Raw genomic sequence first — 13,985 nt, forward strand, 5'->3', positions numbered from 1 at the left:
ATCAGGCCGCGCGGGCACGCGCCTGCAGGCGCAGGCGCTGGAAGTAGACGTCCTCGAGATCGGGGGCCACGGCGCGGAAGCCATCGCCGGGATCGCTGGCACTGTGGATGTGGATGACCGGGCGGCCACCGACCAGGCGCGAGGACAGCACCACGTAGCGCGCCTCGTGGTCGGCCAGCTCGGAGGGATCGACCTGCTTGCGCCAGACCTGGTTTGCCAGCGCTTCGATGGCATCGGTGGGGCGGCCGGTCAGCAGCACCTGGCCCTTGTTCATGATGGCCATGCTCGGGCACAGGTCGGTCACGTCCTCCACGATGTGGGTGGACAGGATCACCGCCACGTTCTCGCCGATGGCGGCCAGCAGGTTGAGGAAGCGGTTGCGTTCCTCCGGGTCGAGGCCGGCAGTGGGTTCATCGACGATGACCAGACGCGGATCGCCGAGAAGGGCCTGGGCGATGCCGAAGCGCTGGCGCATGCCGCCGGAGTAGGTGCCCAGCTTGCGCTTGCGCGCGTCCCACAGATTCACCTGTTGCAGCAGGCCATCCACCACTTCGCGGCGCTGCGCGCGCTGGGTCAGGCCCTTGAGGACGGCGAAGTGCTCCAGCAGGTCGAGCGCACTGACCTTGGGGTAGACGCCGAAATCCTGCGGCAGGTAGCCCAGGCGGCGGCGCACGGCGTCCTTGTCGCGCAGCACGTCGATCGGCGCTTCGCCGGGAATGCTCAGCACAGCGGTGCCGCTGTCGGCTTCCTGCAGCGTGGACAGGGTGCGCATCAGCGAGGATTTGCCGGCGCCGTTGGGGCCGAGCAGGCCGAACATGCCGCGCGGGATGTCCAGGGTGACCGCGTTCAACGCGTGGACGCCGTTGGCGTAGGTCTTGGACAGCGAGTCGATCTGCAGCATGCGGCGTACACCTCTTCCCTGTGTGTGAAGTGCCGTTTATCGCGCTGAATACGACGTCGGTCAATGCCGATGGTCATGGTTCCGGCAATTGGGGAGGGTCAGTCCAGTGCACTAGACCCGGATGCCCGTGGCCGAAGGACCGGTAGAGCCGAGTCCACGCTCGGTTGATTTCCCGGTTTTTTGTAGAGCCGAGCCATGCTCGGCTGTTCTTGCCTGGATACAAAGGCAGCCGAGCATGGCTCGGCTCTACCGAAGAGCCACGGCCGTCGAGCAAGCTCGACGCTACGCGCGCTGCGACGACTCGCGCACCACCAGCTTCACCGGAATGCTCAGGCTCTCCACCGGCTGGCGGCCGATCAGCGCCAGCAGTTTCTCCACCAGCAGCTGGCCCGCCTGCTTGGTGTCCTGCTGCACGGTGGTCAGTGCCGGCGACACCGAGGCGGCCAGCGGAATATCGTCGAAGCCGGTCACGGCCACGTCCTGCGGAACGCGCAGGCCGGCCTCGCGCAGCGCACGCATCGCACCGATGGCGATCAGGTCGCTGGCGGCGCAGATCGCATCGATGCGTCCGCCGCGTGCCAGCAGCGCCTGGCAGGCTTCCTGCCCGGAGGCCTCGGTGGTGATCGCATCGTGCTGCAGCGCCGGGTCGGCGGCGAGGCCGTGGGTGCGCAGCGCCTCGACGTGGCCGCGGTAGCGCTCCTCGAATTCCGGGTAATGGCTGGACGCATGGCCGAGGAAGGCGATGCGACGGCAGCCCTGCTGCAGCAGATGGGCGGTGATGTCATGCCCACCCTGGAAGTTGTCGCTGCCGATCGACACACCCGGCTGGCCGGGCAGGGCCGCGCCCCAGCGCACGAAATGCGTGCCCTGTTCGACCAGTCGCTGCAGGCGGTCGCGCGACTGGTGGTAGTCGCCGTAGCCCAGCAGGATGATGCCGTCGGCCTTGTTGCTGTCCTCGTAGTCGGCCTGCCAGTCGGTGGACAGCTGCTGGAAGGACACCAGCAGGTCCTGCCCATGCAGCGCGCAGGCGCGGGTGATCGAGCCCAGCATCGAGTGGAAGAACGGGTTGATCAGCGAGTCATCATTGGTCGGGTCTTCGAAGAACAGCAGGGCCAGCGTGCCGGCATTGCGCAGGCGCAGGCTGGAGGCGTTCTTGTCGACCTTGTAGTTCAGCTCGCGGGCGATGCGCAGGATGCGCTCGCGGGTTTCGGCGTTGACCATCGGGCTGCCGCGCAGGGCACGCGACACCGTGGGCTGGGAAACCCCGGCCAGGTGGGCGATGTCCAGGGACGTGGCTTTGCCTTTGATGGTCATGTCGAAGAATTGCGGGCAGACCCGGCGATGATGCCATGGGCTGCTGCAACGTGCGGGACCGGGGCGCTACCATCGCCGTTGTTTTCCGTTGATCCTGCACATGCAGCCTGCCTACCTGACCGCCGAACACCCCTGGGACCTGCTGGACTGGCATGAGGCCGTGGATGCACTGCGCGAGGGCCACCGCCAGGGCCAGCCGCGCAGCGCCGACATCCACCTGCACGGCGAGCACGGCGATCTGTTCTCGCGCGCCAGCGGTATCGAAGGCGTGGGTTACGGGCTGAAGGCGGAATCACTGTTCGGCGGCAATCCCGCCCGCGGCCTGCCCACCTCGCAGGGCGTGATGCTGGTGTTCGCACCAGACGACGGCCGCCTGCGGGCGATGGTCGACAGCCGGGTCATCACCGCGCTGAAGACCGCCTCCGATTCGGTGCTGGCCGCCGGCTACCTCGCCGCGCCGGGCAGCAGCCACCTGCTGGTGGTCGGGGCCGGGGTGATGGCCGGCCACCTGGCGCGCGCCTACAGCGCTCTGTTCCCCGGGCTGCAGCGGATCTCGGTGTGGTCGCGTCGCCCGGAGGCCGCGCAGGCGCTGGTCGCCTCGCTGGCCGGCCTTCCGGCCGAGGTGGTGGCGGTGCAGGACCTGCAGGCGGCGGCCGGGCAGGCCGACATCATCTGCACGGCAACGATGTCGACCGCGCCGCTGGTCTACGGGGCCTGGCTGAAGGCGGGGGCGCATGTCGATCTGGTTGGCGGTTTCACCCCGTCCATGCGTGAATCCGATGACGACCTGGTGGCCCGGGCGGCTGTCTACGTCGATTGCCGCGCATCAGCGCTGCAGGCCGGCGATCTGGCCCAGCCGCTGGCGGCCGGTCGCATCGGTCCCGACCACGTGCGCGGTGACCTCTACGACCTGGTGGCGGCCCCGGGCCGGCCCGAGGCGGACATCACCGTGTTCAAGAATGCCGGCGGCGCCCACCTGGACCTGATGGTGGCGGCCCGGTTGCTGCAGAGGCACGGCCTGTAAGGGCTGCGGGCGGTTTGCCGGGGCTGGCAGGGGCAATTCCCGAGACGCCTTGGCGGCAGTTTCCGACAGGGCTGGAGGGGTCAGGGATGTTAGACTGGGCCGTTCTGGCATTCCCCAAATTCAACGGGGCGGCCCTGTCCTGCAGCCCGCCCACGGCTGTGATAGAACGGGTGCTGCCCTGTACAACGGACGAACACACCTATGGCGCGTGGCATCAACAAAGTCATCCTGGTCGGCAACCTCGGTAACGACCCGGACGTGAAGTACACCCAGGGCGGCATGGCGATCACCCGCATCAGCCTGGCCACCACCAGCGTCCGCAAGGACAAGGACGGCAACCAGCAGGAGCGCACCGAATGGCACCGCGTGGTGTTCTTCGGCAAGCTCGGCGAAATCGCCGGCGAATACCTGCGCAAGGGCAGCTCGGTCTACGTTGAAGGCAGCCTGCGCTACGACAAGTACACCGGCCAGGATGGCGTGGAGAAGTACTCCACCGACATCATCGCCGACGAAATGCAGATGCTGGGCGGCCGCGGTGAAGGCGGCGGCGGTGGCGGCGGTGGTGGCAACTTCGGCGGCGACCGTCCGCAGCGCCAGCAGGCCCCGCGCCAGGAGTACGGCGGCGGTGGCGGCGGCCAGCGTGGCGGCCAGGGCGGTGGCTACGGCAACCAGGGCGGTGGCAACCAGGGTGGCGGCTACGGCAACCAGGGCGGCAACCAGGGTGGCGGCTATGGCAACCAGGGCGGCAACCAGCGCCCGCAGCCGCAGCAGGCACCGCCGATGGACGACTTCGCTGACGACGATATTCCGTTCTGATGCATGCCTGGCAACAGGCACAGACGTGAATCCAGAAGGAGCCCCATTCGTGGGGCTCTTTTTTTTGCGCGTCCAGTCAGGTGCGTTGTGCCCCGCAGCATCAATTTTCGTGCACCGCGTCTTGCAAAAAAAAAAATTCCTCCCGTATGGTGCAATCGATTGCATTGCTGTGAATCCTCAGTGTTTGCACCGGTTGGGAGGCCGGGAAGTGGATGTCGATCCATTCCATCGAACCGGCGCCTGCGCCGGGGCTCACGCGGCGCGATGCGCTGCGCATGGCCGTCGCCGGCAGCCTGGGCCTGGCGGCTGCAGGCGTCCTGCCCTCTGTCGCATCTGCCGCTCCGCTCAAGGGTCGGCTGAAGCACTCCGTCGCCCGCTGGACCTTCCCGCAGTTGTCGGTCGCCCAGCTCTGCCAGACCGTGAAGGGCCTCGGCTTTGCCGCCATCGACCTGGTCGGCCCGGAGGACTGGCCCACCTTGAAGGCCCATGGCGTGGACAGCTCGATGTGCAACGGCGCCGAGCTGGGCCTGACCAAGGGTTTCGCCGGCCGCGAATTCCACGATGAGCTGGTGGCGCGCTACACCCAGCACATCGACCGGGTCGCTCATGCCGGCTATCGCAACCTCATCTGCTTCTCCGGCAACCGCAACGGCATGGACCCCCAGCAGGGCATGGCCAACGCCGAAGCCGGCCTCAAGCGCATCCTCGGCCATGCCGAGAAACGTGGCGTCGTACTGGTGATGGAGCTGCTGAACTCCCGCGTCGATCACGCCGACTATCTGTGCGACCACTCGGCCTGGGGCGTGGAGCTGTGCAAGCGTCTCGGCTCTGACAATTTCGGCCTGCTCTACGACATCTACCACATGCAGATCATGGAGGGCGACATCATCGCCACCATCGGTCGGGACCATGCGTATTTCAAGCATTACCACACCGCGGGCGTGCCTGGCCGGCACGAGATCGGTGACCAGCAGGAACTGAACTATCCGGCCATCTGTCGCGCGATCCGCGACACCGGTTTTGATGGGTATCTGGCGCAGGAGTTCATGCCTGCAGCGCCCGATCCCGTTGGCTCATTGCGCGAGGCGATCCGTCTCTGCGACGTCTGAAACGATATCCACCCAGGTGATAGACCCATGGCAGATAATCATTACGACGCCATCGTTGTTGGCTCGGGAATCAGTGGCGGTTGGGCGGCGAAGGAACTGACCGAAAAAGGTCTCAAGGTCCTGATGCTGGAACGCGGGCGCAACATCGAGCACGTGAAGGACTACGTCAATGCGATGAAGGAGCCGTGGGACTTCCCGCATCGCAACCGGCCGACCCAGGCGATGAAGGCCGCGTTCCCGGTGCTGATGCGCGACTACGCGCTGGCTGAGAACCTGGAGGGCATGTGGGCCGACGAACAGGACTCGCCTTACATCGAGACCAAGCGCTTTGACTGGTTCCGCGGCTACCACGTCGGTGGCCGTTCGCTGATGTGGGGGCGACAGAGCTACCGCTTCTCCGATCTGGATTTCGAAGCGAACCTCAAGGACGGCATCGCCACCGACTGGCCGATCCGCTACGCCGACATCGCGCCGTGGTACGACCACGTGGAGAAATTCGCCGGCATCGCCGGCACGCGCGAAGGGCTGGACGTGCTGCCTGACGGCGAGTTCCTGCCACCGATCCCGCTGAACATCGTCGAGAAGGACGTCGCCACGCGGATCCAGAAAGCCTTTGGTGGCACGCGCCACATGATCCACTCGCGCACGGCCAACATCACCAAGCCGATGCCGGAGCAGGGCCGGGTCAACTGCCAGTACCGCAACAAGTGCATCCTCGGCTGCCCCTTCGGCGCCTACTTCTCGACCCAGGCGGCCACGCTGCCGGCGGCGATGAAGACCGGCAACCTGACGCTGCGGCCGTTCTCGATCGTCAAGGAAGTGCTCTACGACAAGGACCGCAAGCGTGCGCGCGGCGTGGAGATCATCGACGCCGAGACCGGCCAGACCTACGAGTACACGGCCAAGGTCATCTTCCTCAACGCGTCGTCGTTCAATTCGACCTGGCTGCTGATGAACTCGGCCACCGATGTCTGGGAGGGTGGACTTGGCTCGTCGTCCGGCGAGCTTGGGCACAACGTGATGGACCACCACTTCGGCGCGGGTGCATCGGGCCGCGTCGAAGGCTACGACGACAAGTACTACTTCGGCCGTCGTCCCTGCGGCTTCTATATTCCGCGCTTCCGCAACACGGCCGCCGACAAGCGCGGCTACCTGCGCGGCTTCGGCTACCAGGGCAGTGCCAGCCGAAACGGCTGGTCGCGCGAGATCGCCGAGCTGAACATCGGCGCCGACCTGAAGGAGGCGCTGAGCCTGCCGGGTGACTGGCGGATCGGCATGACCGGTTTCGGCGAAATGCTGCCGCACCACGACAACACCATCCGCCTGGACCACGAGCGCAAAGACAAATGGGGGCTGCCGGTGCTGGCCATGGACGTTGCCATGCGCGAGAACGAGAAGGCGATGCGCAAGGACATGGCGGCCGATGCGGCGGAGATGCTGGAAGCCGCCGGCGTCAAGGACGTGGAGATGCACGACAACGACTACGCGCCGGGCAAGGGCATCCACGAAATGGGCACCGCGCGCATGGGCCGTGATCGGAAGACCTCGGTGCTTAACCAGCACAACCAGGTCTGGGATGCACCCAACGTCTATGTCACCGACGGTGCGTGCATGACCTCCAGTGCCTGCGTGAATCCGTCGTTGACCTACATGGCGCTGACCGCACGCGCCGCCGACCACGCCGTGCGCGAACTGAAAGCGGGGAACCTGTGATGGATCGTCGTGAACTGTTGAAGATGATCTTCGCTGCCACCGGGGCGGCGATGATCGGCCTGCCGACGCTGGCCAGCGCCAAGCTGCCGGCTGCGCCGCCAGGCGCTGGCTTCTCCGAGGCCGAGATCGTCACGCTTGATGAAATCGCCGAGACCATCCTGCCGCGCACCCGCACGCCCGGCGCGAAGGACGCGGCCACCGGTGCCTTCATGGCGCGGTTCGTGACCGACTGCTACACCGCCCGCCAGCAGGCGACCTTCCGCGCCGGCCTGGCCGACATCGACAAACGCGCCGGCGGTCACTTCGTCGCCCTTGCGCCCGATGCGCGCAGCGAACTGCTGCGCACGCTGGATGCGGAAGCCCGCAAGCGTGCGGTCGAGGTGAGCGAGACCGGCACCGGGGAGTCCTCGAAGGCGATGCCGCATCCGTTCACCATGATCAAGCAACTGGCCATTTTCGGCTTCTTCACCTCGAAACAGGGCGCGACCGAAGTGCTGACGTACGTCGCCGTGCCCGGACGCTACGATGGCGACATGGCCTACGTGCCAGGTACGCCGGCCTGGGCCACCAGCTGATGGAGTACGACAGGATGATCAGACCTTTCTTGATGGCCGCAGGCGTGCTGGCGGCAGTGCCGGCGTTCGCGCAGGCCGGCCCCGAGCGTGATCCGGCAAAGACCGAGGTATGGGCGCCGGTGGCGGACGTCGCCACGCCGGCGGGCGCTGCGCCGTCGGACGCCATCGTGCTGTTCGATGGCAAGGACGTGTCTGCCTGGGAGGCGGAGCAGGGCGGCCGCGTGCCGTGGACGGTGGCCGACGGCGCGATGACCGTGGTGCCGGGCAGCAAGGGCATCCGTACCCGGCAGCGTCTCTGCGACATGCAGTTGCATGTCGAGTGGCGCACGCCGACCGATACCAAGGGCTTCGACGGCCAGAACCGCGGCAACAGCGGCATCTTCCTGCAGGAGCTGTATGAGTTGCAGGTGCTCGACAGCCACGGCAACCCAACCTACGCCAATGGCCAGGCTGGTTCGATCTACAAGCAGGCCGTGCCGCTGGTGAATGCCTCGCGTGCACCCGGCCAGTGGCAGGCCTACGACATCATCTGGAAAGCGCCGCGTTTCTCTGCCGGTGGCGGGCTGACCTCACCGGCGCGCATCACCGTGCTGCACAACGGCGTGCTGGTGCAGGACGACACCGTGCTGGCGGGCCGGACCGAGTACATCGGCGCGCCGTCGTACTCGCCACATGGCTGCGCGCCGCTGTACCTGCAGGAGCACGCCTCCAAGGTCAGCTACCGCAACATCTGGGTGCGCGAGCTGTAACGCTCGCGCCTACTTCGCCAGGAAGCTGGCGAGGTCATCGATCTCCTGCGCGGACAGCTGGGAGAAGGGCGGCATCAGCCCGCCGCCCTTGCTGATCTTTTCCTTGATCTGTGCCGGCGGCAGGCGCTTGCCGATGTCGGTGAGCGCGGGGAACGCGCCGGGCATGCCGGCACGATCGGCACCGTGGCAGGCCACGCAGTTCGCCGCGTACAGCTTGGCGCCGGCAGCAGGATCTTCCTTGGACCACGCCGGCAGCGCATGGGTTGCCGCGCACAGGGTCAGGGCCAGGGTCAGGACAGTTTTCAAACGAAGCTCCTTGGCGGGCTAGCGCGAAGCGCGGGCGGGCAGGCTGACGGTCAGGTGTTCACGCAGGTAGTCGGCGCCGGTCTGGATCACCTTGGCCGGGTCACGCGGCTGGTCGTGCTCGACGATGTACCACTTCACACCCGCACTGGCGGCGGCCGGCAGGATCGCGTTCCAGTCGAGTACGCCCTGGCCGACGGCGGCGAATCCGCCTTCGTCTTCGGCCTGGCCCTTGGGCGCGTTGTCCTTGGCATGCACCGCGAACAGGCGGCCACGGAACTTGCCCAGCATCACCACCGGGTCGTGACCGGAGCGCGCCACCCAGGCCAGGTCCAGCTCGGTCTGCAGGTTCGGGCCGGCGGCTTCGAACAGCAGCTCCAGTGCGGTGCGGCCGTCGAAGTCGACCAGCTCGAAGTCATGGTTGTGGTAGGCCAGGCGCATGCCCTTGGCGCGCACCCGTTCGGAGATGCCGCCCAGTTCCTTGCCCAGTGCCGCCCAGCCGGCGGCATCTTTCGGCCGATCCTTGCTGTCCAGGTAGGGCACCACCAGCGTGGTGTTGCCGATGGCACGGTTGAAGGCCACCACCTTGTCGAGATCATTGCGCAGGTCGGCCAGCGCAGTGTGCGAGGAAATCGCCTTGATGCCGTATTTGTCGAGCAGCTGCTTGAGCTCAGCCGCGCTGACGTCCTGCGTGCCGACGGTTTCCACCGCGTGTACGCCTGCGTCGTGGACGATCTTCAGCTGCTGGTCGAGCGTGCCGGCGTTGCGCAGCGTGTACATCTGCACCGCGATGGGCTTTTCAGTGCCGCTGGTGTTCGCAGCGAAGGCGGGCAGGGCGGCGAGCAGCAGCAGTGCGGCGGTGGCGATACTGCGTGTTGGAGCCTTCATCCGTACATCCTCCGGGGATTCATTCGAGGGTGGCCCAGGCGCGCGACCTGGCCGATGCGATGACGCGGTCGACGATCCGCGCCGAGCGCAGGCCGTCTTCGAAGGTGGGCAGGCCCTGCGGCGTCTCGCCGTCGATGGCGCGATAGGTGTCGGCGACGAACGCCTCGAAGCACTGCGCGTAGCCCTGCGCATGGCCTGGCGGCAATGTCGACAGACGACGTTGTTCGGCACTGCCGGCGCCGGGGCCGCGCACGAAGGTCTCTTCGCGCTGGTCGGGCCGGCCGATCCACAGCCGCTCGGGGTCTTCCTGATTGAACGCCACGCTGGCCTTGGCGCCATCGATCTCGAACCAGAGGCGGTTGTGCCGCCCCGCCGAGACCTGGCTGACGGTCAGCGATGCCAGTGTGCCCGCGCCAGTGCGGAACATCGCCATGGCCACGTCTTCGCTGGACACCGCCTGCGTGGCACCGCCCGCGGCGGGTGTGCTGAAACTCTGCGCGCCCTCGGCGCTGCGCTGGGCGATCACCGTGGCGAAGGCCGCGCTGACCTCGGTGAAGCGCTCGCCGCTGACCCATTCCACCAGGTCGCACCAGTGCGAGCCGATGTCGGCGAAAACGCGCGAGGTGCCGCCCAGCACCGGGTCGACGCGCCAGTTGTTGCTGGCCGGGTCCAGCAGCCAATCCTGCAGGTAGCTGCCGTGGATGAGGTGCAGGGGCCCGAGGTCGCCGGCCGCGATGCGTGCGCGGGCCTCGCGGACCACCGGGTGGTAGCGGTAGACGAAGGGCACCGTGGCGACCAGGCCGCTGGATGCGGCCAAGGATGCCAGCGCCTGCGCATCGTCCAGGGTCGTGGCCAGCGGTTTCTCGCAGATCACGTGCTTGCCGGCTTCCAGCGCGGCCTGCGCCATCGGCCGGTGCAGGTGGTTGGGCGTGCACACATGCACCACCTGTACCTGCGGATCGGCGACGACCTCGTCGATATCGCGGTAAGCGCAGGGCACATTCCACGCTTGCGCCACCTCCTGCGCGCGCTGCGGAGAAGACGCGGCCACGCCGCGTACGTCGGCACCGGCGAGCAGGGCGGCACGGCGGTGCACCGCGGCGATCATCCCCGTGCCGACAATGGCGATTCCAGGCTTTGGCATCGGCGTTGTTCTCAGCGTGTAGTGGCTGCGGCCGCAGCGGTGGGGCGATCGCGGAACAGCAGCAGGAAGGCGATCAGCACGACCAGTGCAACGCCGGCCGGGAACAGCCAGATCTGCTGCCAGTCCGGCCCTGCGGCCGTGGTGTAGTGCTCCACCACCGCGCCGGACAGGAAGGTGCCGATCAGCATGCCCACGCCGTAGGTCGCCAGGGTGATGAAGCCTTGGGCGCTGCTGCGTGCGTCAGGACCGGCATGTGCATCGGTGTAGATCTGCCCGGTGACGAAGAAGAAGTCGTAGCAGATGCCGTGCAGGACGATGCCGATCACCAGCAGCGAGAAGCCGCCACCGGCATCACCGAAGGCGAACAGCGCATAGCGCACCACCCACGCCGCCATGCCCACCGCCAGCATGGTCTTCACTCCCAGCCGCACGAACAGGAACGGCATCGCCAGCATCAGCAGCACTTCGGACACCTGGCCCAGCGACTGCAGGCCGGCCGCACCGCGCACGCCCAGGTCGTTGAGGTACGGGTTGGTGAAGTTGTAGTAGAACGACAGCGGGATGCAGATGGCGATGGAGGCCAGGAAGAACACCAGGTAGGCGCGCGACTTCAGCAGGCGCAGCGAGTCCAGGCCGAGGATCTGCCCCAGCCCGGCGTCGCGCTGCTTGGCCAGTGGCGGCGTGTGCGGCAGGGTGAAGGCATACAGGCCCAGCAGCAGCGAGGCCAACGCGGCCATCCGGAAGGTGAGCTCAAGCCGGTGCGCCTGTTCCCAGCCCAGCCAGCCGATCAGCACGCCGGCGATGATCCAGCCGATGCTGCCGGCCACCCGCACCAGCGGGAACTGTTTTTCAGGCGACTGCATGTGCCGCATCGCCACGCTGTTGGCCAGCGCCAGCGTCGGCATGAACAGCAGCATGTAGCCCATGACGCAGGCGGAGAACATGCTGAAGCTGGTCGCGGTGGAGGCCAGCCACATCAGCACCGCGCCGGCCAGGTGCAGTACCGCCAGGATGCGCTGCGCGGCGAAGTAGCGATCCGCGATCAGGCCGACCAGGAAGGGAGCGACGATCGCGCCGATGGACTGGCTGAGGAAGGCCGTGGCCACCTGGCTGGCGCTGGCCTGCAGCGGGCCCTGCACCAAGTAGGTGCCAAGGGTGACGAACCACGCCCCCCAGATGAAGAACTGCAGAAACATCATCGCGCCCAAGCGCGACATGGCGTGCGTCATGGCTTGCCCTCCCGGGGCGGTGTCAGCTCAGATTCCCAGCATGCGGTGCAGTGAAGCGGCGTCGGTGCCGCTGTCGGCGAAGTCGTCGAAGGCGCGCTCGGTCACCCGGATGATGTGGTCGCGGATGAAGGCGGCGCCCTCCCGTGCGCCGTCCTCGGGATGCTTCAGGCAGCACTCCCATTCCAGAACCGCCCAGCCGGGGAAGTCGTACTGCGCGAACTTCGAGAAGATGCCCTTGAAGTCGACCTGGCCATCGCCGAGCGAACGGAACCGGCCTGGCCGATCGATCCAGTCCTGGTAGCCGCCATAGACACCGCTGCGGGCACTGGCGTGGTATTCCGCGTCCTTGACGTGGAAGATGCCGATGCGCGGGTGGTAGCGGTCGATGAAGCCGAGGTAGTCCATCTGCTGCAGCAGCAGGTGGCTGGGGTCGTAGAGGATCTTCGCGCGCGGATGGTGGTCGACCACCTCGAGGAAGCGCTCGAAGGTCGCGCCGTCGTGCAGGTCTTCGCCCGGGTGGATCTCGAAGCACAGGTCGACGCCGCAGTCGTCGAACACATCGAGGATCGGGCGCCAGCGGCGGCCCAGTTCGGCGAAGGCTTCGTCCACCAGGCCCGGCGGGCGCTGCGGCCAGGGGTACATGTAGGGCCAGGCCAGTGCGCCGGAAAAGGTGGCGTGTGCAGTCAGCCCCAGGCGTTGGCTGGCCTTGGCGCCCAGCATCAGCTGGTCGACTGCCCAGGCCTGGCGGGCGGCAGGATCGCCGCGTTTGTCTGCCGGGGCGAAACCGTCAAACAGGCTGTCATAGGCCGGGTGCACCGCGACCAGCTGTCCCTGCAGGTGGGTCGACAGTTCGGTGATCTGCACGCCATGCCCGGCCAGCATGCCGGCCACGTCGTCGCAGTAGGTCTGGCTGCGCGCCGCCTCGGCCAGGTCGAACAGGTGAGGCGCAGTGGTGGGCACTTGTACGCCAGAATAGCCCAGCCCCGCGGCCCATCCGGCCAGGGTGTCCAGCCGATCAAAAGGAGCCTTGTCGCCGATGAACTGCGCCAGGAAAAGCGCCGGACCCTTGAGCGTCCTCACGTTGATTCGCCCTCGATGCAATCGATTGCATTACCCTAGCATGGGCTTTCCGCAGATCCGTTGTGCACTGCACAGCGGCAACAGGAGCTAGGACCATGGCAACCATCTACGACATCGCAAAGCACGTCGGCGTCTCCGCAGGGACGGTGTCGCGGGCGTTGTCGCGGCCGGAAAAAGTGCTGCCGGCCACCCGCGCGCGCATCGAACAGGCGGCCGCCACGCTGGGCTATGTGCCCAACACGGTGGCCCGCACGCTGAAGACCCAGCGCAGCGGCAAGATCCTGGTGACCGTGCCGGACATCGCCAACCCGTTCTTCGCGCAGATCCTGCAGGGCGCCGAAGAGGCGGCGCAGGCGGTCGGCTACGCCGTGCTGCTGGGCGATACCCAGCACCAGCCCGACCGCGAGGAACGCTACGCGCAGATGCTCAGGCGCAACGAAGCCGACGGTCTGATCGTGCTGGGGCACCGGCTGCCGCCGACCGCGCGCGAGATCGTGCAGGCGCTGGGCGCCGCCGCGCCGGTGGTCAACGGCTGCGAGTTCGATCCCGCGCTGGGCATTCCCAGCGTGCACATCGATAACGCCGCCGCCGCGCGCGCGGTGATGGAGCACCTGTATGCCCTTGGCCATGAGCGCATCGCCGTGGTCGGCGGGCCGCCGGACAATCCGCTGCACCAGCAGCGCCTGGAGGGCGTGCGCAGCGCCGGCAAGGCGCGTGGCCGGCTGCGCAGCCTGAGCGTCGTACCCGGTGATTTCTCGCTGGAATCCGGCCATGCCGCGGCGAAGGCGCTGCTCGCGCTTCCGCTCGCGCCGACCGCGGTGTTCTGTTTCAGCGACCAGATGGCGCTGGGTGCGCTGGCGGCCTGCCGCGACCTGGGCATCCGCGTGCCGGACCAGCTGTCCATCGTCGGCTTCGATGATCTGGCCTCGTCCAGCTTCCTGACGCCGCCGCTGACCACCATCCGCCAGCCAATGCGGGAAATCGGTGCGCGGGCGGTCAACCTGCTGCTGGCGATCATCGAACGCGTCGATGTGCCGCTGCAGCAGACGCTGGATTTCAGCCTGATGCTGCGGGGCTCGACGGCCGCGGCCGCCCCCCGGGGGGGGGCCGGGGGCCGGGGCGGGGGGGGGGGGGGGGGGG

At 67.4% G+C, this 13,985-nt stretch carries 15 protein-coding genes; 7 read left to right on the forward strand and 8 right to left on the reverse strand.

Going from position 1 to position 13,985, the window contains the following annotated elements; translation table 11 throughout:
* Position 1: 1 nt before the first annotated feature.
* Together IAE56_RS09215 and IAE56_RS09220 are read right to left on the reverse strand one after the other, a co-directional pair.
* Entirely contained in the window at positions 2-901 is a 900-nt protein-coding gene (locus IAE56_RS09215) for an ABC transporter ATP-binding protein (RefSeq protein WP_200752330.1), read from the reverse strand.
* Between the two features lie 282 nt (positions 902-1,183).
* Positions 1,184-2,215 carry a LacI family DNA-binding transcriptional regulator gene (locus IAE56_RS09220; RefSeq protein WP_200752331.1) on the reverse strand — a complete coding sequence of 344 codons (1,032 nt, stop codon included), beginning with the start codon at positions 2,213-2,215 and terminating at the stop codon, positions 1,184-1,186.
* A gap of 100 nt (positions 2,216-2,315) precedes the next feature.
* Between IAE56_RS09220 and IAE56_RS09225 the strand changes: the two genes are divergently transcribed.
* The gene (locus IAE56_RS09225; protein ID WP_200752332.1) at positions 2,316-3,239 is read left to right on the forward strand and encodes a hypothetical protein; all 924 of its coding nucleotides are present in this window, start codon (positions 2,316-2,318) and stop codon (positions 3,237-3,239) included.
* A 201-nt stretch (positions 3,240-3,440) separates the two neighbouring features.
* Positions 3,441-4,055, forward strand: coding sequence for a single-stranded DNA-binding protein (gene ssb / locus IAE56_RS09230; protein ID WP_200752333.1), 615 nt, complete (start codon positions 3,441-3,443; stop codon positions 4,053-4,055).
* Positions 4,056-4,155: 100 nt separating this feature from the next.
* Here ssb and IAE56_RS09235 read toward each other — a convergent pair whose 3' ends face one another.
* Positions 4,156-4,332: a hypothetical protein gene (locus IAE56_RS09235; protein WP_200752344.1), complete on the reverse strand. Its 177-nt coding sequence runs from the start codon at positions 4,330-4,332 to the stop codon at positions 4,156-4,158.
* On the opposite strand from IAE56_RS09235, the gene IAE56_RS09240 reads away from it, so the two are divergent.
* The 4 genes from IAE56_RS09240 to IAE56_RS09255 are packed head-to-tail and all read left to right on the forward strand — an operon-like array spanning position 4,268 to position 8,201.
* Entirely contained in the window at positions 4,268-5,164 is an 897-nt protein-coding gene (locus IAE56_RS09240; protein ID WP_200752334.1) for a TIM barrel protein, read from the forward strand. The two genes, IAE56_RS09235 and IAE56_RS09240, sit on opposite strands and share 65 nt — an antisense overlap.
* A 27-nt stretch (positions 5,165-5,191) precedes the next feature.
* A complete protein-coding gene (locus IAE56_RS09245; RefSeq protein WP_200752335.1) occupies positions 5,192-6,877 on the forward strand; it encodes a GMC family oxidoreductase in 1,686 nt (561 codons plus the stop codon).
* Positions 6,877-7,452, forward strand: a complete 576-nt coding sequence (locus tag IAE56_RS09250) for a gluconate 2-dehydrogenase subunit 3 family protein (RefSeq protein WP_200752336.1) — start codon at positions 6,877-6,879, stop codon at positions 7,450-7,452. The genes IAE56_RS09245 and IAE56_RS09250 overlap by 1 nt, the downstream gene beginning before the upstream one ends.
* Positions 7,452-8,201, forward strand: coding sequence for a DUF1080 domain-containing protein (locus IAE56_RS09255; RefSeq protein ID WP_200752337.1), 750 nt, complete (start codon positions 7,452-7,454; stop codon positions 8,199-8,201). The genes IAE56_RS09250 and IAE56_RS09255 overlap by 1 nt, the downstream gene beginning before the upstream one ends.
* Positions 8,202-8,210: 9 nt before the next feature.
* On the opposite strand, the gene IAE56_RS09260 is transcribed toward IAE56_RS09255, so the two are convergent.
* From IAE56_RS09260 to IAE56_RS09280, 5 genes are read right to left on the reverse strand one after another with little or no spacing between them, the layout of a single operon-like run.
* The gene (locus tag IAE56_RS09260; protein ID WP_200752338.1) at positions 8,211-8,507 is read right to left on the reverse strand and encodes a cytochrome c; all 297 of its coding nucleotides are present in this window, start codon (positions 8,505-8,507) and stop codon (positions 8,211-8,213) included.
* 18 nt (positions 8,508-8,525) lie between these two features.
* Positions 8,526-9,392: a sugar phosphate isomerase/epimerase gene (locus IAE56_RS09265; RefSeq protein WP_200752339.1), complete on the reverse strand. Its 867-nt coding sequence runs from the start codon at positions 9,390-9,392 to the stop codon at positions 8,526-8,528.
* 19 nt (positions 9,393-9,411) lie between these two features.
* Positions 9,412-10,536: a Gfo/Idh/MocA family oxidoreductase gene (locus tag IAE56_RS09270; RefSeq protein ID WP_200752340.1), complete on the reverse strand. Its 1,125-nt coding sequence runs from the start codon at positions 10,534-10,536 to the stop codon at positions 9,412-9,414.
* An 11-nt stretch (positions 10,537-10,547) separates the two neighbouring features.
* A complete protein-coding gene (locus tag IAE56_RS09275) occupies positions 10,548-11,765 on the reverse strand; it encodes a nucleoside permease (RefSeq protein ID WP_200752341.1) in 1,218 nt (405 codons plus the stop codon).
* 27 nt (positions 11,766-11,792) lie between these two features.
* Positions 11,793-12,845: a sugar phosphate isomerase/epimerase family protein gene (locus tag IAE56_RS09280; protein ID WP_200752342.1), complete on the reverse strand. Its 1,053-nt coding sequence runs from the start codon at positions 12,843-12,845 to the stop codon at positions 11,793-11,795.
* Between the two features lie 95 nt (positions 12,846-12,940).
* On the opposite strand from IAE56_RS09280, the gene IAE56_RS09285 reads away from it, so the two are divergent.
* Positions 12,941-13,985: LacI family DNA-binding transcriptional regulator (locus IAE56_RS09285; RefSeq protein ID WP_200752343.1), on the forward strand; the 1,045-nt coding region annotated here is incomplete at its 3' end.

Source organism: Stenotrophomonas sp. S41, assembly GCF_016624625.1.
Taxonomy (GTDB): domain Bacteria; phylum Pseudomonadota; class Gammaproteobacteria; order Xanthomonadales; family Xanthomonadaceae; genus Stenotrophomonas.

Coding starts and splice junctions, on each gene's coding strand:
- IAE56_RS09215 (WP_200752330.1), bottom strand. CDS start 901: ATGCTGCAGATCGACTCGCTGTCCAAGACCTACGCCAACGGCGTCCAC.
- IAE56_RS09220 (WP_200752331.1), bottom strand. CDS start 2,215: ATGACCATCAAAGGCAAAGCCACGTCCCTGGACATCGCCCACCTGGCC.
- IAE56_RS09225 (WP_200752332.1), top strand. CDS start 2,316: ATGCAGCCTGCCTACCTGACCGCCGAACACCCCTGGGACCTGCTGGAC.
- ssb (WP_200752333.1), top strand. CDS start 3,441: ATGGCGCGTGGCATCAACAAAGTCATCCTGGTCGGCAACCTCGGTAAC.
- IAE56_RS09240 (WP_200752334.1), top strand. CDS start 4,268: ATGTCGATCCATTCCATCGAACCGGCGCCTGCGCCGGGGCTCACGCGG.
- IAE56_RS09235 (WP_200752344.1), bottom strand. CDS start 4,332: ATGCGCAGCGCATCGCGCCGCGTGAGCCCCGGCGCAGGCGCCGGTTCG.
- IAE56_RS09245 (WP_200752335.1), top strand. CDS start 5,192: ATGGCAGATAATCATTACGACGCCATCGTTGTTGGCTCGGGAATCAGT.
- IAE56_RS09250 (WP_200752336.1), top strand. CDS start 6,877: ATGGATCGTCGTGAACTGTTGAAGATGATCTTCGCTGCCACCGGGGCG.
- IAE56_RS09255 (WP_200752337.1), top strand. CDS start 7,452: ATGGAGTACGACAGGATGATCAGACCTTTCTTGATGGCCGCAGGCGTG.
- IAE56_RS09265 (WP_200752339.1), bottom strand. CDS start 9,392: ATGAAGGCTCCAACACGCAGTATCGCCACCGCCGCACTGCTGCTGCTC.
- IAE56_RS09270 (WP_200752340.1), bottom strand. CDS start 10,536: ATGCCAAAGCCTGGAATCGCCATTGTCGGCACGGGGATGATCGCCGCG.
- IAE56_RS09275 (WP_200752341.1), bottom strand. CDS start 11,765: ATGACGCACGCCATGTCGCGCTTGGGCGCGATGATGTTTCTGCAGTTC.